The organism is Methanocrinis sp. (genome assembly GCF_049974945.1).
Lineage (GTDB): Archaea > Halobacteriota > Methanosarcinia > Methanotrichales > Methanotrichaceae > Methanocrinis.
This window is the reverse complement of the sequence record NZ_JBNGCU010000180.1, coordinates 1-2,413: the sequence shown is the minus strand read 5'-3', so window position 1 is coordinate 2,413 and position 2,413 is coordinate 1. Positions and strand designations below refer to the sequence as shown.

Sequence of the window (2,413 nt, the reverse complement as noted above, 5' to 3'; positions counted from 1 at the left end):
GTTCTGAGCCGCCCGAAAAGTATTAAGCTCATCCTGGCCCTAGCTCTGACCTTCAATAGGCCAAGATGCCCAAGCGAGAAGATGAGATGAAATCGATCCTCATAAAGGGTGCAAGAGAGCATAACCTAAAGGACGTGACCCTGGAGCTTCCAAGAGACAGGCTGATCGTCATCACCGGCGTCTCGGGCTCGGGCAAGTCCACCCTAGCCTTCGACACCATCTACGCCGAGGGGCAGCGCCGCTACGTCGAGTCCCTCTCGGCCTACGCCCGCCAGTTCCTCGGGCAGATGAACAAGCCGGACGTCGACTCCATCGAGGGGCTATCCCCGGCGATATCCATCGAGCAGAAGACGACCTCGAAGAATCCCCGGAGCACCGTGGGGACGGTTACCGAGATCTACGACTACCTGCGGCTGCTCTTCGCCAGGGTCGGAACCCCCCACTGCCCGGTCCACGACGTCAAGATCGAGTCGATCTCCCCGGAGAGGATAGCCGACCGGATAATCGAGGCCCGGGCCGGATCCGAGGTCTCCGACGGGAACGAGGGGGGAACGGTGGGAACGGGAATGGTCACCATCCTCGCTCCGATCATCCGCCAGAAGAAGGGGACCTACGGCCAGCTCTTCAAAGACCTCTTCGCCGAGGGCTTCGCCCGGGTTCGGGTCGACGGCGATATCCGGAGGACCGATGATCTGATCGACCTGGACCGGTACAGAAAGCACGAGATCGATGTCGTCGTCGACCGGCTCGACCCCCGAGAGGATCGATCGAGGCTGGTCGAGGCCTGCGAGCGCGCCCTGGAGAGGGCCGACGGACTCCTGATTGTGGTGGACTCCGAGGGGCGGGACCAGGTCTACTCCTCGAAGATGGCCTGCCCCATCTGCGGCATGGTCTTCGAGGAGCTTCAACCCCGGACCTTCTCCTTCAACAGCCCCTTCGGAGCCTGCGAGACCTGTAACGGCCTGGGGATCAAGATGGAGTTCGACCCCGACCTCATCGTTCCCGATAAAGACCTCTCCATCGCAGACGGGGCCGTGGCCCTCTATCGAAACCACGTCGACGGATGGCGGGGCCAGCACCTCGCCGCGGTCGCAAAGCACTTCGGCTTCGACATCTTCACCCCCATAAAGGACCTCACGTCCGAGCAGTACTCCGCCCTGATCTACGGGTCGCGGGAGAAGATCAACTTCGCCATGTCCATGAAGAACGGGGAAGCTCACTGGTCCCACAAAGGTCACTGGGAGGGGCTGATACCCCAGTCCGAGCGGCTCTACCAACAGACCAGCTCCGACTACCGGCGGGAGGAGCTGGAGAGGTTCATGAAGGTCCTACCCTGTCCTCGTTGCCTCGGCCGGAGGCTGAAGGAGAAGGTTCTGGCGGTGAAGATCTCGGGGATGTCCATCGCTGACGTCGCCGACCTCTCGGTCACCGAAGGAAGGGAGCTCTTCGAGAGGCTGCCCCTCTCGGATAGGGAGGAGGAGATCGCCCGCCAGGTCCTCAAAGAGATCCAGTCCAGGCTCGGCTTTCTCGAGCACGTCGGCCTCGGCTACCTGACTTTGTCCAGGAGTGCGGGGACCCTCTCAGGGGGCGAGGCTCAGAGGATACGGCTTGCAACCCAGATCGGGTCGAACCTGATGGGCGTCCTCTACGTCCTCGACGAGCCCTCGATAGGCCTCCACCAGCGGGACAACGCCCGGCTGATCGAGACTCTGAAGAAGCTCCGGGACCTGGGAAACACCCTGATCGTCGTCGAACACGACGAGGAGACGATCCGCGCCGCAGACCACGTGGTGGACATGGGCCCCGGTGCCGGGATCCACGGCGGCTGGGTGGTCTCCGAGGGCCCGCCCAAAAAGGTCGAGGAGGATCCCAAGTCCCTGACGGGCCAGTATCTCTCGGGCAAAAAAGAGATCAAGACCCCCAGGAGCCGAAGGCAGAGCGAGAGGTTCGTCTGGATCAGGGGCTGCCGGGAGAACAACCTCCAGAAGATCGACGCCAAGATCCCCATCGGCGTCTTCACCGTGGTCACCGGCGTCTCCGGCTCGGGCAAGTCCACTCTCATCTACGACACCCTCTACCGGGCATTGATGAGGAAGATCTACAAGTCGAGCGAGACCCCCGGCGAGCACGACGACCTCTCCTTCGACTCGGAGATCGACAAGGTGATCGTCATCGACCAGAGCCCCATCGGAAGGACCCCCCGGTCGAACCCCGCCACCTACACCAAGGTCTTCGACCCCATCAGGCAGGCCTTCGCCGGGACGAAGGAGGCCCGGGTCCGGGGATACAAGCCAGGACGCTTCTCCTTCAACCTCAAGGGCGGCCGGTGTGAGGCCTGCCAGGGCGACGGCCTGATCAAGATCGAGATGAACTTCCTCCCCGACGTCTACATCGAGTGCGAGGAGTGCAAGGG

At 62.6% G+C, this 2,413-nt stretch carries 1 protein-coding gene; it reads left to right on the top strand.

Translation table 11 applies throughout. The features are described 5' to 3' along the window. Positions 1–86 precede the first annotated feature (86 nt). Positions 87–2,413, top strand: a 2,327-nt coding sequence (gene uvrA, locus ACP5EL_RS10340; RefSeq protein WP_428402429.1) for an excinuclease ABC subunit UvrA, incomplete at its 3' end; no start/stop codon positions are given.